Below are 23,170 nucleotides of genomic sequence, written 5' to 3'. Positions count from 1 at the left end.
CTTGATATATGTGTATGTAGGATGAGGAGGAGAAGGACATTGAAGGGAAAAGTCGCCCTGATCACCGGAAGCGCCAAAGGACTCGGAAGAAGGACGGCGCTGACGCTTGCGGAACAAGGATGTCATATCGCACTGAACTATGTACATAGCGAAGCTGAAGCATTTGACCTGAGAAGGCAGATCGAAGGGCTGGGGGTATCCTGTATTGCCATAAAAGCCGATATTTCGCAGCGCGAAGAAATCGAGGCGTTGGCCAATGAAGTTGCGGCCAAATTGGGAACCGTCGATATTCTCGTCAATAATGCAGGTCCGTTCATTCGGGAACGGCGTTTGTTTGCGGACTATACCCAGGCTGAAATATTGTCCATGATTGAAGGGAATCTGGTAGGAACTATGCTGCTGGATCATTTCGTACTGCAGGGGATGCGGAACAAGGGCTGGGGGCGAATCATTCATTTCGGCTTTGGACATGCGGCGGAGTCACGGGCCTGGCCGCATCGCGCAGTATATGCCGCGGCCAAAACGGGGCTCGTATCCTTTACGAAGACGCTTGCGGTAGAGGAGGCGCCTTATGGAATTACCGTGAATATGGTCTGTCCAGGCGACATTCGCGGGGATAATAAAGAGATGTCGATCGAAGAAGCACGCCAAATGAAGGACGGGGAAACGCCCTTGGGGCGGCCGGGCAGCGGCGAGGATATTTCCAGGGTTATCGCCTTCTTATGTCATAAAGATTCCGATTTCATTACGGGCAACATTATGGATATTTCCGGCGGACTCGATCCGATCCGGCCATGGATCAAGCCCACCTGACGATGACGGTCCTGGCGGACAGATTCGCCAAATAAAAGAAAACTCGGCCTTTCCGGGGATCCGGAGAAGCCGAGTTTCTTAAAATTATGGAAGCTGTATGTCAGCAGAGCCGACGATCCCATAATTGAATTCGAGTTTGTATCTGAAGGAGTTATTTGCGTTTAGAATACTTGGACGACCTCTTGTACGCCTTCCACTTCTTCAAACAGCGCGCGCTCGATACCCGCTTTCAGGGTGATGGTGGAGCTTGGGCAGCTGCCGCATGCGCCTACCAGCTTCAATTTAACGATGCCATCTTCAACATCGACGAGTTCAACGTCGCCACCGTCACGTTGCAGGAAGGGGCGAAGTTTATCCAGAACTTCCAATACTTCGTCATACAATTTATCTTGTACATTTTCGCTCATTGTTTTCAACTCCTTTCCTCTTTATATTATAGTACAAATAAGGTTAAAATTAAATGGTTCATAAAATGGGGGGATGCCCAGATTGAAGATAATCCTAGAATTTTGCGCGAACAATGCCCATTTCGGAACGGATGAAATTATGAAAAGGCTGGAGCAGCATCCGGATTGCGAGGTTTACGAATACGGCTGCCTCACCGGCTGCGGCATGTGTTACATGACGCCTTATGCGCTGGTCAACGGCGAGACCGTGGAGGCCGAGACAGCCAGCGCTTTATATGATGCCATCATTCGCAGGATAGCTGACGTGAAATCGGATAACGGCTAGCCAATATGATGCCGGGACAACCAGAGAACACCGCTCTTCAGAATACGCGGAACTCTTCCGGTTACTTGCCTTTTGCCCATCAATCCGAAGCCAGCCTTTTTGCCCAGCGAACCAAGGGTGCCTTTCAGCTTCAGCTTCTGGAGCTTCGGCTGCTCACCGCGCCATAACGCCGAGGCGATCTGGGCGATTTGCTGGCCTTGCCCTTCGGCTGCTTGAGCGCTCGGAGCAAAGGGAAGGCTGGCGCAGTCGCCGCATACGTAGACTTCGGGATGCTCGGGAATTTGATAGTATTCGTTCAGCAATACCCGTCCCTGACGATCCTTGCCGACTTCCAGGTTTCGCACGAGAGCAGGGGGCTGGATCCCTGCGGTCCAAATGGTTACGTCGGAAGCGATCTCGCCGTCCGCATGATAGATGACTCCCTTTTCCAGCCCGGTTGTGGAAATGTTTGATAATGTCTCTACATCATGCTCCTCGAACCAATTGGTAACATAGCCGGACACTTTGGGAGGGAACGCTGACAGTACCCGTGCGCCGCGGTCGATGATGCTGATATTGAGATCCGGGCGGCTCTCCCTCAGCTCGGCGGCAATTTCCACTCCGCTAAGTCCTCCGCCTACCACGTTCACTTTGCCGTAGGGCTTGATGTTGTTAAGCTGCAGGTAGGCTTCACGCACAGCGGAGAAGGACTGAATGCCATAGGAGTGCTCCTGTGCTCCAGGAATGCCATGATAATTATCGGTACAGCCGAGGGCGATAACGAGCTGATCATATTCCAGCGGGTCGCCCTCTTCAAAATGAATGAAACGGCTGTCTAAATCGATCGAGCTAATTTCCCCATATTTGATCTGTAATCCCGAGTAGCTCGGAAACGGTACACGCAGCTCATAATCGGAAGCCGTTCCAGCGGCTAAAGCATAATATTCGGTCTTCAAGCTTTGAAACGGCATCCGGTCTACTAAAATGACTTGAACGTCGGAGGGAATAAATCCCTTGAACAGTTCATGAATAACGGCAGTTCCACCATAGCCCCCACCAAGAATAACGAATTGTTTCATCTCACCGATGTCCTTTCTAGTCCGGTTCTTCAGAGCGCTCGCTGTGTTGCATCGTGAAGCCTGAAGGCTGTCAGTGATGCTCTATTCGTAAATCTGAATCTCGTTATAGAAGGTATCCCGTTCTACCGGTATGCGTCCGGCCCCTTGAATCAGCCAAATCAGCTCTTTGCGGGTCAGTCCTTCCGGAGTGAGTGCCCCCGCAGCATGGCTGATCCGTTCTTTAATGATCGTTCCGTGCACGTCCGAAGCGCCGAAGGTTAGCGCGACTTGGGTCAGCTGTACGCCGATGTTGATAAAATAAGCTTTGATGTGCTGAATGTTATCAAGCATCAGCCTGCTGATCGCGATCGTCTTCAAATCCTCATAGGCCGAGTTGCGGCGGGTAATGCCGGCATTTTTGTTCCGCGGCTGCATCGACAGCGGGATGAAGACCATGAAGCCGTTCGTCTCATCCTGAAGATCGCGAATCTGCAGCATGTGGCGGATGCGGTCCTCGTGGGTCTCGATAGCTCCGTAGAGCATTGTCGTATGTGTCTTCATGCCAAGCTGGTGCGCTGTACGGTGAACATCGAGGTATTGGTCAACGTTCGCTTTATCGACTTTCATTTTTTCTCGGTATTGGTCGGATAGGATTTCCGCTCCTCCGCCTGTCAGGGACTGAAGCCCGGCCTTTTGCAGTTCTATTAATACTTCCCGTGTACTCAGGCCGCTGATTCGCGTGAAGAATTCAATTTCCGCTGCGGTATAAGCTTTGAGCGTTACTTCCGGGAAGCGCTCATTCAGCGCTTTGAGAGAATCTACATAATATTGAAACGGCACATGATTGTTGTGGCCACCAACGATATGGAATTCACGGATGCCCGGGTGAATGTGCTGCTCTACATAAGCGACCATCTCTTCGCCGGATAGTGTATAAGAGCCTTCCTCTCCTTGATCCTTGCGGAAATTACAAAAGGCGCAGTAGGATTCGCATACGTTCGTAAAATACAAGCTCATATTTTCGATAAAATAGACTTTGCGGCCGTTCTTCCTGAGATTGACCTCGTTAGCTAACTGACCGATGGTCAACAAATCATCGCTTTCATATAAATATACCCCATCCTCCAGCGTCAGACGCTGTCCTTGCCGGACCTTCGCTACGATGTCCGCCATTTTGCTGTCGATATTCGGGCTGATTGCAATAGACATGAAATAATAACCTCCGTTTCCATAAGATGACTCCGGCGGCGCTGGCATAATCGGATGAGAGACCCGACCGCCGGCTTCGGCGCAGCTGGAGAGCATCCAATTAGTCAGTATGTACCACCACCTCCCCTATTATAAACTTCCCATTGTAAGTGGGCAACAAAATGTAATAAAAATCACATATCTTGAGGGGGACGATGATGTGGAGTATACTTTAATAAAGTAAGGATAAGGAGTGTGAAGACAGATGATTAACATTTCAGATAGCGCAATGGCCCGCATTAAGCAGATGCTGGAGCAGGAGGAGACACCGGATATGTTCCTTCGTCTTGGTGTGAATGAGGGCGGATGCAGCGGTTTCTCATATGGAATGGGCCTGGATGACCAGGAGAGCGAGGAAGATGTGCATATGGATGTTAACGGCCTGAAGGTCGTTGTGGATAAAGACAGCATCCGCTACTTGAACGGGCTGGAGATCGATTTCAAGGAATCCGGCATGAGCGGCGGCTTCACGATCCATAATCCGAATGCGATAGCTTCCTGCGGCTGCGGCCAGTCGTTCCGCATGCGGGACGAGGAAGGCAAACCGGAAGTTTGTGATTGATAGATAGGTTTAACTACTCTCATATATTGCAAAACGCTCTAAAGGACTATCTTGGTGTCAGTGACCGGAAAAAGCCGCGATAAGCGAAACAAACAAACCGCTTTCCTCGAGGAAAGCGGTTTGTTTGTGTTATTCCTGCTCTTCCTTGCCTGTGCCTTGGCCGGCTGGAGCACCTACGTTAACGGTTACCTCTACATTCGCTAGGTTCTCGCCGGCATCCTCTTCCTCTTCATAAAGCTTAGAGCGATGTTCAAACCATTGGAAGAGATGGGTGCAGATGACCTTTAGCACAGCATAGCCAGGAACGGCAAGGATGACGCCGAGCACGCCGAACAGATTGCCCGCCGTCAAGATCACGAAGATGATCGTGATCGGATGAACCCGCAGCGTTTTGCCCATAATTTGCGGGGAGATGAACTTCCCTTCAATCAGCTGGACAACGGTCCATACGATAATCAGCTTCAGAAGCATGAACGGGGAAGTAACGATCGCGATAATCAAGGCAGGCGTAATCGCGATGGCAGGACCCAAATACGGAACGATGCTGGTAAAGGATGCGATAATCGCCAGCACCAGGGAATAATCGAGCCCGATAATGAGGAAGCCGATATACAGCAGCACCCCGATACAGAAGCTGACGATGATTTGCCCGCGAATGTAGGAGCTGATTTGCCCATTCGCTTCCGTCATCACACGATGGGTCTGCTCGCGGAGCTTCACTGGCACGAAGCGAAGGATATAGTTGGGCAGCTTCTTCCCGTCTTTCAGCAGATAGAACAGGATGAACGGCACTGTCACCAAGGTAAGCACGATGTCGACGACTGCACCGACAAACCCGCCGATACTGCTGAAGGCATTCTGCGCAATCGAGGACGCCCGCTCGGACAGCTTCTGGGCCACATCGGTCAGATTGAAGCCGGTGGACTGCTGAAATTGATGATAGAAATCGCTGCCGATAAGGGCCTCGAACTGAAGCTGCACTTCATAGCTGTATTTCGGGAAGTTTTGAATCAGGCCGTTCACCTGCTCTTGAACGAGCGGGATAACGGAGATGATCACAATAGTAATTATCCCGATAATGAACAAATATAGCGCTACGATCGTATAGGCGCGCGGAATGCCTTTGCGTTCCAGCCAATTTACGAGCGGATTCAGCAAGTAGAAGATCGCTCCCGTCAACAGCACGGGAATCAGTACGGTCTTCAGCAGTACAATCAGAGGTTTGAATACGAATGATATTTTGGTCAGAACGAAGATATTCAAACCAATCAGCAGCAGCACAAGCAAAAACAATACGAAGCGATTATTAATGAAGAACTTCTTGAACCGGTGATTCCAGCCTTCCGTACTACTCATGAAAAAATGGCCCCCCTGTCAGCAACCTAGTTGTTTCTATTATTAGTAATACGTATAAATAAAATTTGGTTTCAGCAAAATTCAAAAAAAAAAGATCCATGCCTCTGCCTTGGTAGAGTTAGAGCCGCATGAATCCACTGGCGCATGGAGCTTTTAATTAAAAAAATTGCCTCTTTACCATAACTATGATCATGGCTGCGGCGATGAGCGAAAACAAAATGGAGCCCCCGCCCAGCAATTTACGCGAGCTTTTGATAAATTTAATGCCTATGGCGAATACCGCAACAGTAATTGCAATGAGTACGAGTGACATCGCAATCATAGCAACCCAGTACAATACCCCGAACAGCGACGCGGTAAAATCCGTTTCCAAAACATGATCCTCCTTTTCCCTTTCCGAAATAACACTGCACCAAAATTACTATACGTCAAAACCTGGATTTTGCAAAGAAAAAACGGCTCTGATAAAACAGGCGTCCGCTGTCGGACAATCATACAAGAACAACAGCCTTGTCCTGAATACGACTATAGTATAACGCCAATATAAACGCCAGAAAGGGGAGAGTGTCATGGCGGGAAGACAGTTGGCCGATAAATGGTTGAAAACCGAAGCACTGCTAAGAAACCCCGAGGTAGCGGTTCATGTGCCGCAGACTCGGATATATAGTGGAGAAGCTCTGCGGAGCGTGCTGCAGCAGTTCGGGATGGCGGTTATTAAACCGGTTCGCGGCGGCGGCGGATACGGAGTTATAAAGGTTACCCAAAAGGGTGGAATCTACGGTTTCACCTATATGTCCCAAAGCCGATATTATAAAAGCTTTGACGCCATGTTTCAAGCGTTGAATAGAACTAGAGTTGGCCGAAAATATATCATTCAGCAGGGCATCCATCTCGCGAGAATCCAGGGAAGACCTATCGATTACCGGGTCAAGGTTGTCAAGCAAAACGGAAAGTGGGTATATCGCTCCATGCTGGGACGGCTTGCCCGTCCGGGGCTGTTCGTAACGAATCTATCCAAAGGCGGCACTCAGCTTAGCGCGGGAGAAGGCTTAAGACGTTCTCTCGGCAATGTCTCTACCCGCAAAAAACGCGCAGAAATGCGTTCCTTGACCAATAAGTGCATTGCCATCATGGAGTCGGCTTTCCCTGGCGTTGGACAGCTGGGCTTTGATTATGGCATTGATACAAGCGGCAGGATTTGGATCTTTGAAGTTAACACTCGTCCACAATAACATTACAAAAATGTGTTTATTTGGGTAATATTTTAGGTAAGTATTAATAGAGTGTTTATTTACAATTAAATTTTTTTTGACGAAAAAACGGGCTGTGTAACCTGTGAATAACTTTTATCCCCATTACCCCAGTATATAATTCAACTGTTTTAGACAATTACACACATGTTATTCACAGGATTTCCACAGCTGTTTGTGGATAACAGAACGCTTGTTCCACTCTTCATTTCTTGATATGATCTTTATATGAAATTAGGAAAAAAATAGAAGGGATGTGTTACCAATGGCGATGTTAACAGACGAAATGCTTCTCGAATCCTATCATATGGCTACAGAATTGCAACTAGACATGGAGTTCATTGCTCTTCTGTTGGCAGAAATCCATAAGCGCAACCTGGAAATCAATCTAACGATAGTACATTAATCGACCAATCTTGTGGCAAAGCGTTATCTTAAGGCGCTGGCCATGCGTTGACATGATAAATATAAGCTTCATGACATTGCGGACACTGCACGACATGCTCACAGCCCTCGGGCTGGAGAGAGGAGATGACCGAGTTGTACTGGTCGGCTGAGCCATAGGGACTGTAGGGACCAGCGTAGTCCTGCTTCCTTCCGGCATGCTCCAGCGTGCTGCCGCAGTCGGGACAAGCTGCTGTCAGTGGAGCTAATCCGTTGCATAACGGGCATATATAAGACAAAGGGTATCCCTCCTTTACGGCATGATGTCATCCGTATAGGTAAGATACCCTTTGTGGACCGTTGTTATGACTCTACAATTTCAAATTGCTGCTGTGACCTGGGGATAACTTAGCTTCCGGGTCGACGTAAACTTTGGCGTTATTTACAGCCGTAGGGGCTTCGCCGAATCCGACAGCAATCAAGTCAAGCTTGCCGGGATAGGTCGTAATGTCGCCAGCGGCAAATATGCCAGGGATCGAGGTTTCCATTCTGGAATCGACAACGATGGAATTAGATTCGATTTCAAGCCCCCACTCGGCGATCGGACCGAGCGCGGATACAAATCCAAAGTTGACGACGACATCGTCCACTTCGATCTCCTGCGTCTCTTTTGTTTTCGTATGAGCCAGAGTAACGCGTTCGATGTGTTCGTCTCCGTGCAATGCCACGATTTCGGTAGGGGTAATGACGCGAACTTTGGAGTTCATCAGATTTTCTACACTGTGCTCGTGCGCCCGGAATTTATCACGGCGATGGATAAGCGTAACCTGCTCTGCGATCGGTTCGAGCATTAGCGCCCAATCCACAGCGGAGTCCCCGCCCCCGCTAATGAGCACCTTGCGTCCGCGGAACCGGTTTAAATCGCTGACGAAGTAGTGCAGGTTGGTCTGTTCGAAACGCGGAGCCTCTTCAAGCTCCAGACGACGCGGCTTAAACGCCCCGACGCCTGCTGTAATAATGATGGCCCGCGCGTAATGAACGTCTTTGTCTGTTGTAACGACAAAGTGGCGTTCATCTTTTTTCTCGATGCGCAGCACTGTCTCCCCTAGACGTACGTCTGGGTTGAACAGTTTGAGCTGTTCATTCAGATTGTTAACGAGCTCCTGGCCGGTTACTTTAGGAAAACCAGCGATATCGTAAATATATTTCTCAGGATAGAGGGCGGCTACTTGTCCCCCAAGCTGAGGCATACTTTCGATTAATTTGACCGATGCTTTTCTCATGCCGCCGTAAAATGCGGCAAACATGCCTGCCGGACCTCCCCCGACGATAAGCAGGTCTGTAAATTCACTCCCGGAATTCAAGGATGACACTGGCAAACACCTCCAGATAGTATTCAAACATTCATAATGTCAATTCTACTTTATTATAAGCGTCCGCCTTACTGTTGCAAAGTGAACGCATTATGGCAGTTTTTTCAGCTCGATTTATGACTAAAAACCCGCTAAAACCGCGTAAAATAAGACTTGATCTTTTATAGAAAAGTGGATATCATTCAAATTGTGTGCGCACATAAATGTGACGAAATAGGTAACTATTATGATTAGGAACATATTTTTTTTGATAAAACGGTGATAAAGGTTTAAAATTAATGTGACAAATGTCGCATTCCTCGTCGCGTATAAGTTATGGATAATTACCAGAGACTATAATTTTATGTGTTAATTTTCACATTTTCAGTTTTTGGTTTTATTTAAAATATAGAGTGTCCATACTGGAAGGAGAACAAACTCATGAGTACCATACCTAAAATTGTTATTCTTGGAGCAGGCTATGGCGGTATCCTGACGGCTCAGCGTTTGCAGAAAGAATTAAACTACAATGAAGCCGACGTAACGCTGGTCAACCGTCATGATTATCATTATTTCACGACGCATTTGCACATGCCTGCAGCAGGAACGGATTCGATCGAGAATACCCGCGTTCCGATCTCCAAGCTGATCGACGAGTTCAAAATCGATCTGGTCAAATCGAATGTTCAGGAAATTCGCATCGCGGACAAGAAGGTCGTGCTTCAAGACGGAACCCTGTCTTACGATTACCTGGTTATCGCGCTTGGCGGAGAGCCTGAATCTTTTGGTATTCCTGGACTTGGCGAATATGCCATGCCAATCCGCAGTATTAACTCGGTTCGCTTGATCCGTCAACATATCGAATACCAATTTGCACTGTACAAAACAGACGAAAGCCGTACGGACCGCTTGAACTTCGTAGTAGGCGGCGCAGGCTTCAGCGGCATCGAATTCGTTGCCGAGCTGGCCGACCGAGTGCCTGAATTGTGCAAGGCTTATGATGTAGATCCAAATCTGGTTAACGTATATAACGTAGAGGCAGCTCCTACCGCTCTTCCGGGCTTCGATCCTGAATTGGTGGAATATGCCATGGATGTACTGCGCAAGAAAGGTGTTCAATTCAAAATCGGCGTAGCGATCAAAGAATGTACGCCAGACGGTGTTATTCTTGCTACAGGCGAAGAGATTAAAGCAGCGACCGTCGTGTGGACCGGGGGGATCCGCGGTAACCGCCTGATCGAAGCAGCTGGTTTCGAAACCGCTCGCGGCCGTGTGAAAATCGATGATTACCTGCGTGCGCCGGAGCATGACAATGTATTTATTATCGGAGACAACTCGCTGATGTTTAATCCGGAGGGCCGTCCTTACCCGCCAACGGCTCAAATTGCCATGCAGCAGGGCGTAACCTGCGCACAGAATGTCGTGGCTTCGATCCGCGGCAAAGAGCTGAAGAAATTCGTGTTCAGCAACAAAGGTACCGTTGCTTCCCTAGGTAAAGGCGAAGCCATTGCTTCCGCATTCGGCAAGAAATATAAAGGCTGGGTAGCGGCTCAATTGAAAAAGGCAGTGGACATGCGTTACCTCTTTACGATTGGCGGCATTCCGCTCGTTCTGAAGAAAGGCAGATTCCTGTAAAATGCGCCATTGCAGTGTTCAGGTGCGAGGTCTGTTGACGCGCGATGAGCTTGACAGGTACAATGCCTTGATGGAGGTCGGCTCTTATTTGGAGTCGCAGCAAAAATACGATCTGGCTTATCATGTGCAGAAGGAAGTCGATATTCTCATTCTTCCGGCGATTGAAAGATTGAAGGAGAAGGGGAGAGCCCGTGACCGTGCGACGGCGGAGTTTCTGGAATCGCTGCGGGATGCAGAGGAATAATCATTTACAAAAAATAAAAGGGGTGTTCCAGCATTGCTGGAACACCCCTTCTTACGTTTATCGCCTGAATCACAGCTTCAGCATTTCCTCGAAAAGCTGCTCATTCAACAAATTGCCAACGTAGAATGAGCCGAACTCGCCGAAACGGGCGCTAACTTCGTCGAAGCGCATTTCGTAGACGAGTTTTTTGAACTGCAGAGCATCGTCGGAGAAAAGGGTAACTCCCCATTCCCAATCATCCAGTCCGACGGAACCGGTAATGATCTGCTTCACTTTTCCGGCATAGCTGCGGCCGATCAGACCGTGGCTGCGCATCATCGCCCGGCGCTCATCCATCGAGAGCATGTACCAGTTGTCGCTTAGATCGCGTTTCTTATTCATCGGGTAGAAGCAGATATATTTCGATTTAGGCAGAATCGGCTGCAATCTCGCCATAACCTCTGGATTGGCTTTAGGGTCGCCGCCTCCGGATGCCAGGTAGTTGCTAAGCTCAACAACGCTGACGTACGAATAGGCTTTGACTGTATACTCTGCAAAAGTCGTCTTGTTAAAGGCGTTCTCCAGCGCGTTAAGCTCTTCGAGCGTCTCGCGGAGATGCATGAATACAAAGTCTGCTTTTTGGCCTACAACGGAGTAAACCGCTGTGCTTCCGTTCTTGGATTGTTCCACGCTGCTCCATTCCTGCAAGAAAGCGTGAAGCTCCTCCAACGCGACAGCGCGCGTCTCATCGTCGGCCTCTCTCCAGGCCGTCCAGTTCATGGAGCGGAAATCGTGCAGGGCGTACCAGCCCTCCAGGGTTAATGCTGCTTCATTCATTTATGATCACTCCTAAGGTTTCCTATAATTCCAAGTGTAGAATACATTGATCTTATTGTATCCTATGGCTGGCAAGGGGGCAAATCCATTCACAATCTATTCACGCAAAGTTCGTTGCTTCGCAACATTTTTTCTAGTAAACTTACTACTAGTGCAAAAAGATGTGATCTAGCTTATTGAGCTTGTTGAAGAAGGGTTGGGGAAACAATGGGTTGGCTAGTCGTATTCATACTGATGGTGTTATTTTTCGTGATGATGTTCGGTATCGGTTTCATTCTTAATATGCTGATGAAAACAACATGGTTTCCGGCCTACGTATTCATTATTGTCATTCTGCCGATCGTGGTATACTCGCTATGGAACCATGAGCAGAACTTCTGGACTTATGTCGCCTCCTATCGCCTCGTCGATTATTTGACGGCGATCGCCGGACTGCTCGGCGCGATCCTGAGCGGCTGGACGATCCGCAAGCTGCGCCAGGGTGGGTACAAAATGTTCTAGCCGCCGCTTCTGACGGCAAGATGCAACGTCTTATAGAGAAGCCCCGGGCTATAGCCCGGGGCTTTGTTTTTATATCATGTTATTTCCACTCTGCGTTCCTGCCTTGCCCTTGCTTCCACTTCTGAAACTCCAGAAATTCCTTGAACTCCTGCTTGCTGATCCCTGAATCTATCGCTTCCTGCACAAGCAGAGACCACTCCGGATCGAGCAGAGGTTCAGCGGGCTGATCTTCAAACAGCAGCATGGGAATCGTAACATTCAGCGCGCAAGCGACCTTCTCGATGAAGTGAATGGAAGGATTGCCCTGTATGTTCCGTTCAACGTTGCTTAAGTAGGACTTGGCGACATCCGCTTTTTCGGCTAGCTCCGTTAACGACATTTTCTGCTTCAGGCGGAATTTTTGAATGCGCTCTCCAATGTGTTCTGCCATAAGGACGACGCCTTTCTATCTTAATAGAAGATATTTCTCAAATCATTATAACAAAATGTGCAGCAGCCGACAAAAACGGACGGCAAAAGGACACCCTGATCCGCGGATGACGGATAAAGGTGTCCGGGACCGGGGAGAAACGGACTATTTAGCCGTGCCGGTTCCTTGCCGCGCCTCAAAGATCCATTTCAGCTGGAGGGCGTCCCCTTGGAACTGGTTTTGATCCTCGTTGTTATCCACGAATTCAAATTTAACGATGAGATTATCCGAGGTGCCGGCTTTTAGCCCGCCCCGTTCTTCGAACCACTCCTGCCATTTGTTATCTACCGCGTCCGGCGCCAGGGATTGCAGTTCGTAAAGCGTCGTTTCATAAATGACGTCTTCCTGTTTGTCGAGATTGGTTAAAAACATCACCTTAATGTGTTTTCCGAAGTCGTCTGTATTTGCCGGGGCTCCCGCCATGTTGGTCACACTGTAGGAAGTGCGGAGAAGGACCTTTTCAATATCCAGCGTACCGTTGTTAAACAGCTTGAAGGTCCGGATCCCATAGTCGCCAGGCTTGATGTTGTCAAGGTTGATGACTACGGTAGGCTCCGCATTCAAGTCAAGCGTCCCTGAAGCGAAAGTCCCCGACGTTTCCACCGAATCGCTGAAGTAAGCGAACGTCCCTCCGCCAATCAATGCCAGACCTAAAGCGGCCGTTGCCATACCGAGACCTAATGTTTTCTTGATTCCCATAATCAAGCTCCTCCTTAAGGATAATTGATATATTGCGGCCTTATGATGGGCATAAGGACAACAATCAGGAGATAAAAATCATTCTGGCGCGTCAGCCCCTGAATCGGCTTGAACGACGGAGCCTTGCTCCAGCTGGGAGATGGCCTTCCATATGGAGCAAGCGCCATAGAGAAGGAGTATCAGCCCTGGAACGATAAGGAGGAGAAGGCTGCCGGCTTTGCTGCCGGCAAAGTGAAGCAAATATCCAGCGTACGGGATGGTGAATCCGGTATAAACGCCGACGATATTGGCCGGGACAACGAGCGCGCTGTCGGGAGCATCATTGTTGTCTCCCTGGGTACGGTACAGTATCTGACCGCCGGCTTCGCTGGTTATGACCTCTATGATCCTATGGGTAATTAGCCGCTGTTCATCGGCCCGGTACGTGATGATATCCCCGTCCTGGATAGGAATCCCCGTTCCAGCATGATGTGGAGAAATGGCGATAACGGATCCCGTTCGAATCGTGGGTTCCATCGAACCGGATAATACTGTTTTTAGCTGATATCCGTAGAAATTCGGCTCACCGCCAGTTATTCTGGACAACAGTACTGAGCCGAGAACCGTCAGGCAAATCGCAGCGGTCGAGTAATAAACCGTTTGAGCAGCCAGCTTCCATAGCAGCTTCATTGATCCTTCCTCCAATCCACCCCATTATTTGTTTTGTAATACCTCTTGGACCGAGGCGTCCTCCGTACTCTCCTCAGCGGATTGACCTTCATCACTGAACTGTTCTTCCGTCAGGATTATTGGAGCTGCCGCGAATTCAGCCTCTTCAGCTTCTTCTGCTTCCATCTCAGGACGGTCCTCTTCTGAAGTTACAAAATGATCGGGTTGTTCCTCGACAGCTGCCAAGTTCCCCTCCTCCTGGACCGTCTTTTCGCCATCCTGCAGACGATTCTCCTCAGCGGCGGCTTGGATCGCGAATAAGCGCGATTTCAGTATGTGAAGCTCTGCCGCACTTTCCCGTAACTCGGCTTCCAGCGAACGCTGCGAGGCTTCGTAGCATTGAAGCAGCTCCTGGCTTACCGCATCGCCGGTTGCTTCTCTCGGCATGGGATAGTAATCTTTCGCTAACTCTAGTTGATTTGTGAGCGAATTCGGGACGTTCTGAACCGCAATCCCGGCTTCATATACTTGTCGCAAGTATTCGATGAGATCGGCTAAGGAAGCAGAGAGCGGGGGGGATAACGAAGTATCCGCTTCAGAGAACCATTCTAGCTCCTTGAGCAAGCCCATCCCGGAGATCCGGGCACAATTGGCCGGAATATCCCTGACTAGCCGAACCATTTGGTTCAAGGCCGCGGATCCGGACGCAAGTTCATACTTAAGTTCGTGGAAGGAAGCGGATGAGCTGGCAAGGCTGTCATTCATTGCACTAATCTTTTCCTGGAGGATGCTTATCTTCAGAGATGTATTCTCCACAGCAGTTTCAAGTTCAGGGAGACTTAATCGGCTTAAGGAATTCTGTTCCGGTTCCAGATAGGTAGCGTTTGTTGCGGATGTAATGAGGACAGGTGCAGCCGTAACGGGTGTGTCCATAGCAGGTTCAAAAAAAGACGAGGGGGTCGAAGATTGGAGCCGACTAGCGAGAACGCTTGCATTCCGAAAATGAGCATGCATATCGGAGAGTCCATTCTCGACTGCGCTGGGGAATACAGGGCAGGCCTCAACACTAAAAGCAGTGTCGCTAAAGCTTGAAAACTCGCCATAGGTGGCACCGATTTGATCTGGGAGGTAAAGTAAAAGCCCGGAAAGAAGGAGGAGCGTTTTCAGCAACGGTCTATTTCGCGGCTTCCTTCGCTTGCAAACCGTGGGAGCCTTAGTGCTGCGCAAAAGGATTCCTCCTTTCCAGAAGTTTGTTTCGCACCATTTGTTCGTTATTAAGAACATCGATTGAATTCAATATATACGGTTTAAGGCAAAATATAAAACTGTAAAAACTGCCAAATGTTCTTTATAAAGAATGGAATGATCATTATTTCTCCATCAAGCTTTTGATATCTTCAAATTTCTGGAATTTAATGGATGCTGTATGTAAACGAAAAGTCCATCATGATTAGGAGGCGATGGGTGATGAACAAGGCTGTGCAGGTTGCGGGAAGCGGGGAAGTAGCCGAGCATGAGGCAGCGGAATGGTTCAAATTGCTCGTGACGGCCAAGGAGGCGGGAATTCCGATTGAAGTGGTGCGTTCCTTCCTGCAGAGAAAGTTTCCTTCTGCGGCGGAGCAAGCCGCATTCCGCAAATTTATCGGCAGCGGAAGCATTCAGGAATAAGAGGAAGAAACATCGTCTACCGTGTTGAGAGACTATGCTTTTCGGCGAAATTTGTAGGGTATTCACGATTCAGGGAGAATGCTTTTGTGATAGAATAGAGAAAGTCTACACGTACGTGAGCTGGGAAGGAGCGAAGAAATCATGCGCATCAACAATATGCTGCACTTTACCGAGAACCACCGTTATTGCGTATACCGCGACTTCGGCCTCAGCGCTGTCGACGGCAGAATGCTTAGTCTGGTTTATCAGCCGATGGCTGGCGCGTTTGCCATCGGCTTTTATCGCCTGCTTGCCGAACGCGTCTCCTTGGAGCAGGTCGGATATTCCCCGATCGAGCAGCAGCGGGAGCTGTTTCTTACGCTGGGTCTTGAGCCGAGCGAGAAGGGGCGAAAATATTTAATTGAACAGGCATCAAAGCTGGAGGCGGTTGGGCTCCTGCAGACAAGTCGATTGTACATACCGGAAAGGGATGACTACATTTACGAGTACGAGCTGCAGGCCCCGCTTTCTCCTGCCGATTTTTTCCGTACCCAGCATTTGACCTTGCTGCTCCGCGACAAGATCGGCAAGTTCGCCGTCCTTGCGCTGCGGGAGCGAATGTTCTGCGAGGAGCCGCCTGAGTGGACTGGAATGGCCTACAATAAAGAGAACATATCGGTGCCTTTCTATGACATATTTGAACTGAACACGCATGCGATCGATTACGAGCTGGAACAGGCGATTGCTGAATCTTCCATGTCCAGGCAATCCGGGGGATTGCAGGGCGCAGAGGAAGAAGCGATCAATTATGCCGACATCATTATCCGTTTTCCGCGGGAATCAGCGAACCGGGCTTTTGTGGAGGGGCTGCGATTCAATTCCGAAGGAATGGGAATCGCCAATTATGTCGCCCGCAAATATGAGCTTAGCGTGCAGGATCTATGCCGCCTGCTGGATGAAGATGGCGTATTTGCCCCTGACGGCAGCCTGCTGCTGGAAAGCCTGCAGCATAAAGCGAATCTTCATTTCAGGCAAGGCAAGCGGCGGAGGGACGAAAGAGAGGTCGCTTATGCCAAGGTCGTAGCTCTGCGCGCCTCCGAAACGGCTGCCGGCGAAGGGATGCCGGAGGAGGTTGCCGTTCAAATGGAGTATTACGTCGAAGTTCCTCCGCAGTTCCGCAGCAAGTGCGATATACATCAGTACAATATGATGCTGCGCAATGAGCCGTATACCCGGCTGCTGAAGACGTTTTTCCCGGGCTCCGTGCCCGATAATCTGCTGGATATTTTTGAGAAAATCGATCTGAACTACAAGCTGCCCGGCGAAGTCATTAACGTGCTGATCCATTACTTGATGGAAATGCTCACTTCGGGCGGAGAGCAGCGGATCAACCGCAATTTCGTGGATGCGATCGCTGCCAATATGCTGCTTAAGCGCATCGATTCTTATGAGAAGGCCGTTCAATATATTCGCAATCAAGCGAAGGTCCGTAAAGAGAAGAGCAGCGGGGCAGCGCCCCAGGCCGCGGCGGGAAGAAGCCGTGCTTACGGCAGAACTGGTACGGTCAAGCCGGACATTCCGATCGTGGAGAGCTCAGCGAACGGGGATGCCGTCACCGAAGAAGAATTTGCTGAGCTGCTCAAAATGGCTGAGCAAATGCAGGCCAGCAAACAAAATAAAGCAAGCAAATAAGGAAATATGGAATAAGAAGCATGTCATAAGGAAGGTGAATGTTAGCTTATGGAATCACTCGGAGAACTGCTGACGCAGATGAAAAGCCCGGTGCTGCGCCGGCGTTCGGAGGAATTGACGGCGAAGCTGATGAGCGATCCGCTGGTGCTGGAGCTAAGAGCTCGTTATCCTGAGCTGAGGGACGAGCAGCTTACGCTAAATATGGCCAAGCTCTACCAATATGTGCGAAGTTCGCGTCACTGTGACAGCTGTCCGGGACTTGATCGCTGCCCGAATGATTTTCCCGGCCATTATACAAAGCTAACGGTCGATACGCTCTACGGGGATGCTGCGATCAGTGACCGGCAAGTGCCCTGCAACCTGCAGATCCAGCGGGAACGGGAGCTCGCCATCAAGAAGCGGATCCATAGCTTCTACGTAGATGAGCGGGCGCTGGAGGAAGGCTATAGCGAAGTAGAAATCATGACCAAGGATTTGGATCGGGCACCTGCGGTAGGCCGGGTATTCCAATACATCAATGAGGTGAAGGAGAACGGATTATCGCCTCGCGGTTTGTATTTGGAAGGCCATTTTGGGACAGGCAAAACATTTCTGATGTGTTATCTGCTGCATGAGCTGGCCAAGGCGGGATATTCCGGGGTTATCGTCTATATGCCGGAATTCGTTGAAGATTTGAAGTCGATGTTCCAGGACAGCCAGAAGCTGAAGGAAACCGTGGAAGTGATGAAGCAGGCTGACCTGCTCATTTTCGACGATATCGGCGCTGAGAATTTGAATCCTTGGGTCCGTGATCATGTGATGGGTTCGATTCTGAATTTCCGCATGAACCGGAAGCCGACCTTCTATACATCGAATTACTCGCTCGCAGGACTCGAGAAGCATCTTAGCTTTACGAGCAAGGAAGGGGAAGAACTTCACAAGGGACAGCGTCTTATGGATCGTATTGCGCCGTTCGTGGAGGTAGTTCAGGTTCGCGGCGTGAACAAGCGGGGACAGAAGTAAGAAATATCAGGGTAAAAAAATAGCAGGCCGGAGCGGTACGCCCGGTCTGCTATTCTTCATGCTGCAAAGGGTTCCTTATGTATAAGTTTGCCTAGGAGACCCGTGCTGCCATTGATGATTCACTCATCATTAGCCGGCTAGAAACTTAAAAATGACCATGCCGAAGAAAATAACGGCCATGACCGTCAGCATGCCAAAAAAGCCATTCATCAGGTCAAACAAATCGTTGCGCGGTTCTTCGTTGATATGCTCCCGCGGGTCATTTACGTGCGTATTTGCGTCCATGGCGATGGGGCCTCCTCGAAAAATAATATTTATCAATGAAATACGTCATAGACAAAACGGTTTTGGGTTATTATTAGTATAACCAAACGTTCAACAGTTTGTAAAGAACAAGCAGGGAGTACGATTTTTCATTTGCTATATATTTGTGGTATACTTTGAATGACGCTAATTTTTAGCGGCATTATCCAATATGTATGACACAAACCATGTTTAATGAACATGTTATACATGCCCTTAACATGAAGGAGGAGATTTATATGGCAATCGTTAACGTATCCGATCAAACTTTCAATAGTGAAGTGGAAAGCACAGGAACCGTTCTGGTTGATTTCTGGGCTCCATGGTGCGGTCCTTGCAAAATGATCGCTCCTATTCTGGAGGATCTGGCATCTGAAGTAGGCGATTCCGTCAAAATCGCTAAAGTCAATGTTGACGATAATCCAGAATCGGCTTCCCGCTTTGGCGTGATGAGCATTCCGACGCTTATCCTCTTCAAGGACGGACAACCGGTCGATAAAGTGGTCGGTTTGAACTCGAAAGACGCTCTGAAGAGCCTTATCGCTAAGCATCAATAAGCTTTGGTGCAGGGATCGTGCTTTTTCACGCCTCCGGAATCTCCGGGGGCGTTTTCTATGTCATACCTTAGTGTAGTATCATGGGGAGAGGGGGGAACATGGGTATGGATGAACCGGTGAAGGGGCTTCAGGAATTAGATCAGGATAAAGAGAAGGCGCTGGAAAACATTCGCCACAAGCTCGCGCTGCTGCCAGACTTGCCCGGCTGCTACTTAATGAAGAACAGCAAGGGCACGATCATCTACGTGGGTAAAGCCAAAGTGCTTAAGAACCGCGTGCGGTCTTATTTTACGGGCAGCCACGACGGCAAAACCCAGCGGCTTGTCTCAGAAATCCGTGATTTTGAATATATCGTAACGGCCAGCAACATGGAAGCGCTCATTTTGGAATGTAATTTGATCAAGCAGCATCATCCGCGTTATAACGTTCTGCTTAAGGATGACAAGACGTTTCCCTATTTGAAGATCACCAATGAACCTCACCCAAGGCTGGAGGTTACCCGGCGGGTGCTTAAGGATAAAGCGAAGTATTTCGGTCCTTATCCAAACGCATATGCGGCCCAACAGACCAAGAAGCTGCTGGACCGCATGTACCCGCTGCGCAAGTGTAACGTGATGCCTAAAGAGGTCTGCCTGTATTACCACATCGGCCAATGCATGGCGCCGTGCGTGGAGGAGGTGCCGCAGGAGAAATACGATGAAATTACGCAGGAAATCCAATCTTTCCTGAGCGGCGGCCATGAAGAGATCAAAAAAGAGCTGCAGCGCAAAATGCAGGAAGCGGCCGAGGAGTTGTATTTCGAACGGGCCAAAGAGCTGCGCGATCAAATTATGAGCATCGATGCGCTGATGGAGAAGCAGAAAATTACGATGGCCGACGCCAAAGACCGCGACGTGTTCGGTTATGCTGTCGATAAAGGCTGGATGTGCGTGCAAATCTTGTATATGCGCCAGGGAAAAATGATCGAACGGCATGCCTCGGCATTTCCTTTCTACGGCGAGGCCTACCAGGACTTTCTATCGTTTATAACGCAATATTATAGCGATAACCCGGCATTGCCCCAGGAGATCCTGCTTCCGGCGGAACCAACCGGCACGGAAACGGGAGAGGACGGTTCAGAGGCGGATGCCAAGGAAGGCGCGGACGCGATCAGCGGGGCCGCGGAACTGCAGCAGTGGCTTGGCGTCAAGACGCTGGTGCCGCAGCGGGGGCTGAAACGGCAAATGATCTCCATGGCCGAGGAGAATGCCCGGGTGTCCCTGGAGGAGAAGTTCCGGCTCATAGAGCGGGACGAGGAGCGCACCTCGAAGGCAGCTGAAAATTTAGGCGCTGCGATCGGGTTAGAGTCGCTGTCGCGGATCGAGGCGTTCGACAACTCGAACATTCAGGGAACGAACCCGGTATCCGCCATGGTCGTATTCATTGACGGGAAGCCGGCGAAAAAAGAGTACCGGAAATACAAAGTCCGCACCGTAGAGGGTCCAGACGATTACGAGACGATGCGGGAAGTGATTCGCCGCCGCTATGAGCGGGTGCTCAAAGAGAATTTGCCGCAGCCGGATCTGATCGTCGTGGACGGCGGGAAAGGCCAAATTTCAGCAGCGGTTGACGTGCTGGAGAACGAGCTGGGCTTGTTCATTCCCGTGTGCGGACTCGTCAAGGATGATAAGCACAGAACCGCCCAGCTCATGGTTGGAGATCCGCCGGAGCCGGTGCATCTGCCTCGTGACAGTCAGGAGTTCTATCTCCTGCAGCGCATTCAGGAGGAGGTTCACCGCTTCGCGATTACGTTTCACCGGGAGCAGCGGGCCAAATCGATGGTGGCCTCGCGGCTGGACGCGATCCCGGGGATCGGAGAGAAGCGGCGCAAGCTGCTGCTGAAGCATTTCGGTTCGCTCAAAAAAATAAAAGAGGCCTCCGTCGAAGACTTTCGGCCTCTTTCGATCGGCGACAAGCTCGCCAATCAGATTATAAATGCCCTTCGGGATGAGGAGTCGTAAACTGCGGCTCCTCTTCTTTGCGTTGTACCGGCGGAATGCTCTCCGTCCGGCCCGGCGGGTTGAACAAATATATAACATAGGCTACGATCGCCGGCAGAGCGATGTAAACAATCCCTGCGGTCCAGTTCAGCACCCCGCCCATCAGCATAAGGCTGAGCGACATGAGGATGCTGTTGAAGATGACATGCGTGAACATGGCGGTAATATAGCCGTAGCGCAGAAAAACAAAGCTGAACAACAGCCCGACAATCGTCAATTCAATCGGGCGTGAATAGACGGGATAAATCGGATACAAGGAATGTCCGAACGCCCAAATCATCGATGAGATCAAGCTGGCTACGAACGTGCTGCGGAATATTTTCTTCAGCATCGGGATGCCGAACAAGCGATAGACAGCTTCCTCGCCGATCCCTGCTACCCAGGCGAGCAAGGGGAACAGGATGGGATAGAGCATGTTGTAGGCCGACTGGGTGGCATCAGTCGTTGACCAGGTGCCGATCGTGTGTCCAAGGACAAAGAAGATGACCGATTGCGCCCCGAGCAGGATCAAAGCCCACAAATAGGCGCTTTGCATCGAGAACAGGACATGCTGCCCGTATCCCGGCTCCTTGGCTCTGGCCCATAAATTAAGCCCCTGTTTGCGCCAGAGTCCGTCTCCTCCGATCAGGGAGAAGTAAATAGAGGCCGATATTACCAAAGTGAGTGCGCCTTGCACGATGAAGCCGAGGATCAGGACCTCTGTTCCGAGCCCGTCCTTCTCCAGCATCGGAAGCATATTAACCGCTCCGACCATCGTAAAAATAAAGTAAGCAGTGGACAGAACCAGGCCGCGCAGAAAAGAAGAAAACGGTCTGGTCTTCACACTATAGATGATCGCCAGAATGCCGAGCACGAAGGTGAATAGGGCGTAGCCAACCCAGGTGAACCAGCTGGCCAGCTTCTTTTGGCCTTTTACATAGTCCAGATGAGCGGCAGGGGGATCGAAATATGCTTCCATGGAGGACACGGTTCCGTCTTGGAAGCGAAATTCGATTAGCCCGCGGGATTGACCGGCTTCATAGCCCGGAATTTCGTAGATCAGACCCGATTCGTTTTCGGCGCTCTCGATCTTCAGTTGAGCGGGATCGAAGTCAAATGCCTTAAGATACGGAGCAGCCAGGCTTTCTTTGTCCTCGGGCGTCAAGTCTCCCTCCGTGACCTGCAACCCCCTGCCGCCCGTGATGCCTTGCTTCTGCAGCAGATCCCTGGTGGCGTTGCTGTAGGTTTCGACACGTTCGAATCCGGCCACTCTGCCGCCATACATGTTAACGTCTACGGTTAAGGCGCTAAGGATGCCGTCTGGCTGCTCGAAGCGAACGCGAAATATCTCGAGCGGAAACTGTTCATCGTAATTTTGCATATAAGTTTTCATCAGGCCCGCTCGGGTTAAGTAACCATATATGTCCGATCGAGATTCATATGTAACCAAAACATCGTCCAATGCTACAGGCAGCTCCAGTGTCGAAGCGGCGAACTCGGCAGCGATTTCCTTCGCCTGCTGCTTTGTGATCGTCTTCTGAATTTGCTGCAATGAATCCGGCGTGGCCATCGGCAGAACCTGCAGGGCCAGAAAAAGGAGGAAACCTACGGCGGCCAGCACCCGAAGCGTGGTGCGCTTCGGCGTTCGCCCTGCGGACGAAAAGTTGGATAACATTCAAAAACCCCTTTGCTCTAGTGTAAATGGATATCATTGTAAAGATATCATAAGCATGGAGCAATCGCCAGAATCGAACGAGCCAAGCGCAGAAAAGAGGCAATAATTCCGCAAAAATACAGTATGGCTCAGAGAATGAAGGATGGCAAGCTCCGTTTCAGGCGGCAAAGGTGATTTTCATGGTATTTCGGGTAAATCAAGCTTTGTGGTGGACGTTAATTAAGCTTATAATCCAATTCATAAAGATGGAATGAAAATGTGAAATGAAAGAATTGAAAAGAATATCGGCCGAATTTCCAATGGAAAACGGGGGAACCAATTTTTTTGGGTGAATTTCTCAGGCCCTGCACGGACGGGAAAGTCCGGCGCAGGAGGCGAATAGGGCTGCTCTGCAGGCCCGAGCCCGTCAGCTAACCTCGTAGGCGTATTGCAGCAGGAACCATTACCGAAAGGGCTCTGGATTTCCAGTGCTTTTTTCTTTTGCCAAAGTGTCCATAATAAAGGGGTATAAATGTGAGGAACGCAGATCA

At 49.9% G+C, this 23,170-nt stretch carries 27 protein-coding genes and 1 riboswitch; of the genes, 13 read left to right on the top strand and 14 right to left on the bottom strand.

Translation table 11 applies throughout. The annotated features are described in order from the left end of the window. Positions 1-39 precede the first annotated feature (39 nt). A complete protein-coding gene (locus QNH46_RS19825; protein ID WP_283925731.1) occupies positions 40-813 on the top strand; it encodes an SDR family oxidoreductase in 774 nt (257 codons plus the stop codon). Between the two features lie 161 nt (positions 814-974). On the opposite strand, the gene QNH46_RS19820 is transcribed toward QNH46_RS19825, so the two are convergent. Then, complete coding sequence (locus tag QNH46_RS19820; protein WP_055105863.1) at positions 975-1,220, bottom strand: NifU family protein; 246 nt, start codon at positions 1,218-1,220, stop codon at positions 975-977. Between the two features lie 82 nt (positions 1,221-1,302). Here QNH46_RS19820 and QNH46_RS19815 point away from each other — a divergent pair, with 82 nt between their 5' ends. Beyond that, the gene (locus QNH46_RS19815; protein WP_373870989.1) at positions 1,303-1,545 is read left to right on the top strand and encodes a YuzB family protein; all 243 of its coding nucleotides are present in this window, start codon (positions 1,303-1,305) and stop codon (positions 1,543-1,545) included. Here the strand turns inward: QNH46_RS19815 and QNH46_RS19810 are convergent. Together QNH46_RS19810 and mqnE are read right to left on the bottom strand one after the other, a co-directional pair. After that, positions 1,542-2,603, bottom strand: a complete 1,062-nt coding sequence (locus tag QNH46_RS19810) for an NAD(P)/FAD-dependent oxidoreductase (RefSeq protein WP_155612675.1) — start codon at positions 2,601-2,603, stop codon at positions 1,542-1,544. The two genes, QNH46_RS19815 and QNH46_RS19810, sit on opposite strands and share 4 nt — an antisense overlap. Before the next feature lie 81 nt (positions 2,604-2,684). Beyond that, positions 2,685-3,791: an aminofutalosine synthase MqnE gene (mqnE, locus tag QNH46_RS19805; RefSeq protein WP_155612676.1), complete on the bottom strand. Its 1,107-nt coding sequence runs from the start codon at positions 3,789-3,791 to the stop codon at positions 2,685-2,687. 244 nt (positions 3,792-4,035) lie between these two features. Here mqnE and QNH46_RS19800 point away from each other — a divergent pair, with 244 nt between their 5' ends. Further along, positions 4,036-4,392, top strand: coding sequence for a HesB/IscA family protein (locus QNH46_RS19800; RefSeq protein ID WP_155612677.1), 357 nt, complete (start codon positions 4,036-4,038; stop codon positions 4,390-4,392). Positions 4,393-4,521: 129 nt separating this feature from the next. Here QNH46_RS19800 and QNH46_RS19795 read toward each other — a convergent pair whose 3' ends face one another. Then, complete coding sequence (locus tag QNH46_RS19795) at positions 4,522-5,748, bottom strand: AI-2E family transporter (protein ID WP_213593211.1); 1,227 nt, start codon at positions 5,746-5,748, stop codon at positions 4,522-4,524. Between the two features lie 157 nt (positions 5,749-5,905). After that, a complete protein-coding gene (locus QNH46_RS19790) occupies positions 5,906-6,121 on the bottom strand; it encodes a hypothetical protein (protein WP_155612679.1) in 216 nt (71 codons plus the stop codon). Positions 6,122-6,317: 196 nt separating this feature from the next. Here QNH46_RS19790 and QNH46_RS19785 point away from each other — a divergent pair, with 196 nt between their 5' ends. After that, positions 6,318-6,980, top strand: a complete 663-nt coding sequence (locus QNH46_RS19785; protein ID WP_283925729.1) for a YheC/YheD family protein — start codon at positions 6,318-6,320, stop codon at positions 6,978-6,980. Positions 6,981-7,263: 283 nt separating this feature from the next. After that, entirely contained in the window at positions 7,264-7,404 is a 141-nt protein-coding gene (gene sda, locus QNH46_RS19780; protein ID WP_148499871.1) for a sporulation histidine kinase inhibitor Sda, read from the top strand. Between the two features lie 28 nt (positions 7,405-7,432). On the opposite strand, the gene QNH46_RS19775 is transcribed toward sda, so the two are convergent. Both QNH46_RS19775 and QNH46_RS19770 read right to left on the bottom strand, forming a co-directional pair. Next, the gene (locus QNH46_RS19775; RefSeq protein WP_213593215.1) at positions 7,433-7,681 is read right to left on the bottom strand and encodes a hypothetical protein; all 249 of its coding nucleotides are present in this window, start codon (positions 7,679-7,681) and stop codon (positions 7,433-7,435) included. 72 nt (positions 7,682-7,753) lie between these two features. Further along, a complete protein-coding gene (locus tag QNH46_RS19770) occupies positions 7,754-8,689 on the bottom strand; it encodes an NAD(P)/FAD-dependent oxidoreductase (RefSeq protein WP_230873930.1) in 936 nt (311 codons plus the stop codon). 486 nt (positions 8,690-9,175) lie between these two features. Here QNH46_RS19770 and QNH46_RS19765 point away from each other — a divergent pair, with 486 nt between their 5' ends. After that, complete coding sequence (locus tag QNH46_RS19765; protein WP_155612683.1) at positions 9,176-10,369, top strand: NAD(P)/FAD-dependent oxidoreductase; 1,194 nt, start codon at positions 9,176-9,178, stop codon at positions 10,367-10,369. A gap of 1 nt (position 10,370) precedes the next feature. Beyond that, positions 10,371-10,613 carry a hypothetical protein gene (locus QNH46_RS19760; protein WP_155612684.1) on the top strand — a complete coding sequence of 81 codons (243 nt, stop codon included), beginning with the start codon at positions 10,371-10,373 and terminating at the stop codon, positions 10,611-10,613. 69 nt (positions 10,614-10,682) lie between these two features. On the opposite strand, the gene hemQ is transcribed toward QNH46_RS19760, so the two are convergent. Then, complete coding sequence (gene hemQ / locus QNH46_RS19755; protein WP_213593219.1) at positions 10,683-11,429, bottom strand: hydrogen peroxide-dependent heme synthase; 747 nt, start codon at positions 11,427-11,429, stop codon at positions 10,683-10,685. A 207-nt stretch (positions 11,430-11,636) separates the two neighbouring features. On the opposite strand from hemQ, the gene QNH46_RS19750 reads away from it, so the two are divergent. Then, positions 11,637-11,930, top strand: coding sequence for a YuiB family protein (locus QNH46_RS19750; RefSeq protein WP_155612686.1), 294 nt, complete (start codon positions 11,637-11,639; stop codon positions 11,928-11,930). Between the two features lie 79 nt (positions 11,931-12,009). Here QNH46_RS19750 and QNH46_RS19745 read toward each other — a convergent pair whose 3' ends face one another. The 4 genes from QNH46_RS19745 to QNH46_RS19730 all read right to left on the bottom strand — a co-directional run bounded on the left by QNH46_RS19745 (position 12,010) and on the right by QNH46_RS19730 (position 14,511). Then, a complete protein-coding gene (locus QNH46_RS19745; RefSeq protein WP_283925728.1) occupies positions 12,010-12,360 on the bottom strand; it encodes a helix-turn-helix domain-containing protein in 351 nt (116 codons plus the stop codon). A gap of 144 nt (positions 12,361-12,504) precedes the next feature. Then, the gene (locus QNH46_RS19740) at positions 12,505-13,098 is read right to left on the bottom strand and encodes a TasA family protein (RefSeq protein WP_283925727.1); all 594 of its coding nucleotides are present in this window, start codon (positions 13,096-13,098) and stop codon (positions 12,505-12,507) included. A 78-nt stretch (positions 13,099-13,176) separates the two neighbouring features. Next, positions 13,177-13,767 carry a signal peptidase I SipW gene (gene sipW, locus QNH46_RS19735; protein ID WP_283925726.1) on the bottom strand — a complete coding sequence of 197 codons (591 nt, stop codon included), beginning with the start codon at positions 13,765-13,767 and terminating at the stop codon, positions 13,177-13,179. Between the two features lie 24 nt (positions 13,768-13,791). After that, complete coding sequence (locus QNH46_RS19730) at positions 13,792-14,511, bottom strand: hypothetical protein (RefSeq protein WP_283925725.1); 720 nt, start codon at positions 14,509-14,511, stop codon at positions 13,792-13,794. A gap of 702 nt (positions 14,512-15,213) precedes the next feature. Between QNH46_RS19730 and QNH46_RS19725 the strand changes: the two genes are divergently transcribed. The 3 genes from QNH46_RS19725 (at position 15,214) to dnaI (ending at position 18,087) form a co-directional block, all read left to right on the top strand. Next, positions 15,214-15,414, top strand: a complete 201-nt coding sequence (locus QNH46_RS19725) for a hypothetical protein (protein ID WP_283925724.1) — start codon at positions 15,214-15,216, stop codon at positions 15,412-15,414. Between the two features lie 141 nt (positions 15,415-15,555). Further along, the gene (locus tag QNH46_RS19720; RefSeq protein ID WP_213593231.1) at positions 15,556-17,085 is read left to right on the top strand and encodes a replication initiation and membrane attachment family protein; all 1,530 of its coding nucleotides are present in this window, start codon (positions 15,556-15,558) and stop codon (positions 17,083-17,085) included. Positions 17,086-17,133: 48 nt separating this feature from the next. Continuing rightward, complete coding sequence (gene dnaI, locus QNH46_RS19715; protein ID WP_213593233.1) at positions 17,134-18,087, top strand: primosomal protein DnaI; 954 nt, start codon at positions 17,134-17,136, stop codon at positions 18,085-18,087. A gap of 129 nt (positions 18,088-18,216) precedes the next feature. Here the strand turns inward: dnaI and QNH46_RS19710 are convergent, their stop codons facing one another. Next, the gene (locus QNH46_RS19710) at positions 18,217-18,372 is read right to left on the bottom strand and encodes a YqzM family protein (RefSeq protein ID WP_213593234.1); all 156 of its coding nucleotides are present in this window, start codon (positions 18,370-18,372) and stop codon (positions 18,217-18,219) included. A gap of 257 nt (positions 18,373-18,629) precedes the next feature. Between QNH46_RS19710 and trxA the strand changes: the two genes are divergently transcribed. Both trxA and uvrC read left to right on the top strand, forming a co-directional pair. After that, a complete protein-coding gene (gene trxA, locus QNH46_RS19705; protein ID WP_213593236.1) occupies positions 18,630-18,947 on the top strand; it encodes a thioredoxin in 318 nt (105 codons plus the stop codon). Between the two features lie 104 nt (positions 18,948-19,051). Next, positions 19,052-20,947, top strand: a complete 1,896-nt coding sequence (gene uvrC, locus QNH46_RS19700; protein ID WP_213593492.1) for an excinuclease ABC subunit UvrC — start codon at positions 19,052-19,054, stop codon at positions 20,945-20,947. Here the strand turns inward: uvrC and QNH46_RS19695 are convergent. Further along, positions 20,916-22,640 carry a CPBP family intramembrane glutamic endopeptidase gene (locus QNH46_RS19695; protein ID WP_283925723.1) on the bottom strand — a complete coding sequence of 575 codons (1,725 nt, stop codon included), beginning with the start codon at positions 22,638-22,640 and terminating at the stop codon, positions 20,916-20,918. The genes uvrC and QNH46_RS19695 overlap by 32 nt on opposite strands. Positions 22,641-22,916: 276 nt before the next feature. Continuing rightward, a riboswitch (cyclic di-AMP (ydaO/yuaA leader) is annotated at positions 22,917-23,080 on the top strand. The last annotated feature ends 90 nt before the right edge of the window (positions 23,081-23,170 follow it).

It is taken from the genome of Paenibacillus woosongensis (assembly GCF_030122845.1).
In the GTDB taxonomy this organism is placed as follows: Bacteria; Bacillota; Bacilli; order Paenibacillales; family Paenibacillaceae; genus Fontibacillus; species Fontibacillus woosongensis_A.
Note: the sequence above shows the minus strand (reverse complement) of the source record. Positions and strands in the feature narration are given on the sequence as shown.

Coding starts and splice junctions, on each gene's coding strand:
- QNH46_RS19810 (WP_155612675.1), bottom strand. CDS start 2,603: ATGAAACAATTCGTTATTCTTGGTGGGGGCTATGGTGGAACTGCCGTT.
- QNH46_RS19720 (WP_213593231.1), top strand. CDS start 15,556: ATGCGCATCAACAATATGCTGCACTTTACCGAGAACCACCGTTATTGC.
- QNH46_RS19710 (WP_213593234.1), bottom strand. CDS start 18,372: ATGGACGCAAATACGCACGTAAATGACCCGCGGGAGCATATCAACGAA.
- QNH46_RS19760 (WP_155612684.1), top strand. CDS start 10,371: ATGCGCCATTGCAGTGTTCAGGTGCGAGGTCTGTTGACGCGCGATGAG.
- QNH46_RS19730 (WP_283925725.1), bottom strand. CDS start 14,511: ATGAATGACAGCCTTGCCAGCTCATCCGCTTCCTTCCACGAACTTAAG.
- sda (WP_148499871.1), top strand. CDS start 7,264: ATGGCGATGTTAACAGACGAAATGCTTCTCGAATCCTATCATATGGCT.
- sipW (WP_283925726.1), bottom strand. CDS start 13,767: ATGAAGCTGCTATGGAAGCTGGCTGCTCAAACGGTTTATTACTCGACC.
- QNH46_RS19740 (WP_283925727.1), bottom strand. CDS start 13,098: ATGGGAATCAAGAAAACATTAGGTCTCGGTATGGCAACGGCCGCTTTA.
- QNH46_RS19745 (WP_283925728.1), bottom strand. CDS start 12,360: ATGGCAGAACACATTGGAGAGCGCATTCAAAAATTCCGCCTGAAGCAG.
- uvrC (WP_213593492.1), top strand. CDS start 19,052: ATGGATGAACCGGTGAAGGGGCTTCAGGAATTAGATCAGGATAAAGAG.
- QNH46_RS19765 (WP_155612683.1), top strand. CDS start 9,176: ATGAGTACCATACCTAAAATTGTTATTCTTGGAGCAGGCTATGGCGGT.
- QNH46_RS19750 (WP_155612686.1), top strand. CDS start 11,637: ATGGGTTGGCTAGTCGTATTCATACTGATGGTGTTATTTTTCGTGATG.
- QNH46_RS19785 (WP_283925729.1), top strand. CDS start 6,318: ATGGCGGGAAGACAGTTGGCCGATAAATGGTTGAAAACCGAAGCACTG.
- trxA (WP_213593236.1), top strand. CDS start 18,630: ATGGCAATCGTTAACGTATCCGATCAAACTTTCAATAGTGAAGTGGAA.
- QNH46_RS19695 (WP_283925723.1), bottom strand. CDS start 22,640: ATGTTATCCAACTTTTCGTCCGCAGGGCGAACGCCGAAGCGCACCACG.
- QNH46_RS19800 (WP_155612677.1), top strand. CDS start 4,036: ATGATTAACATTTCAGATAGCGCAATGGCCCGCATTAAGCAGATGCTG.
- mqnE (WP_155612676.1), bottom strand. CDS start 3,791: ATGTCTATTGCAATCAGCCCGAATATCGACAGCAAAATGGCGGACATC.
- QNH46_RS19725 (WP_283925724.1), top strand. CDS start 15,214: ATGAACAAGGCTGTGCAGGTTGCGGGAAGCGGGGAAGTAGCCGAGCAT.
- QNH46_RS19820 (WP_055105863.1), bottom strand. CDS start 1,220: ATGAGCGAAAATGTACAAGATAAATTGTATGACGAAGTATTGGAAGTT.
- hemQ (WP_213593219.1), bottom strand. CDS start 11,429: ATGAATGAAGCAGCATTAACCCTGGAGGGCTGGTACGCCCTGCACGAT.
- QNH46_RS19795 (WP_213593211.1), bottom strand. CDS start 5,748: ATGAGTAGTACGGAAGGCTGGAATCACCGGTTCAAGAAGTTCTTCATT.
- QNH46_RS19770 (WP_230873930.1), bottom strand. CDS start 8,689: ATGTTTGCCGCATTTTACGGCGGCATGAGAAAAGCATCGGTCAAATTA.
- dnaI (WP_213593233.1), top strand. CDS start 17,134: ATGGAATCACTCGGAGAACTGCTGACGCAGATGAAAAGCCCGGTGCTG.